This window comes from Clostridium sp. CCUG 7971, from assembly GCF_017590215.1.
Classification (GTDB): Bacteria; Bacillota; Clostridia; order Peptostreptococcales; family Peptostreptococcaceae; genus Faecalimicrobium.
Genome location: NZ_JAFFPK010000243.1, coordinates 1 through 532, shown reverse-complemented (window position 1 = coordinate 532; position 532 = coordinate 1). Strand labels below are relative to the sequence as shown.

At 30.1% G+C, this 532-nt stretch carries 1 protein-coding gene; it reads right to left on the bottom strand.

Annotated elements, in window-relative coordinates:
• Window positions 1–2 precede the first annotated feature (2 nt).
• Complete coding sequence (locus JWF52_RS19065; protein WP_208335044.1) at window positions 3–248, bottom strand: WD40/YVTN/BNR-like repeat-containing protein; 246 nt, start codon at window positions 246–248, stop codon at window positions 3–5.
• Window positions 249–532: the final 284 nt, after the last annotated feature.

Here is a 532-nt window from a genome sequence, read left to right as displayed (position 1 = left end):
TTTTAAACATTAGGTGTACGAGGTGTTGCATAGTCAGATGCATATTCATAAGGAAGATGTATCTCTAACTTTTCCCAAGTAACTCCAGCATTATCAGTTCTATATACTGTAGGATTATTTTCACTTTCATATCTAAATCCAACAAATCCTATCTTATCATCTAAAAATCCAATTCCTGTAACTACGCGAGAATAAACTTCATTGGTATTGCCTATTTCATTCCACGACTTTCCGCCATCTTTAGTCACATATATATAATTATACTGCTTACCCATAGCTGTATCAGTAGTCGTTGTACAATATCCTACATCATTTGAACTAAATCCTATAAATAGTTCTCCACCTTGATAAGCATTTTCTAAAGTTTACTTTATTCCAAGATTTGCCTTTATCATCGCTAATAGTTATTAATATATCTGATTCATTTGTAGATATAAATGCTGTTTTCTTTATGTGATATATAATAAGTATTTTCCTTTAGGTACATAATTTATTCTTATCCTTTGAACATTTGATAGTGCATATTCATTTG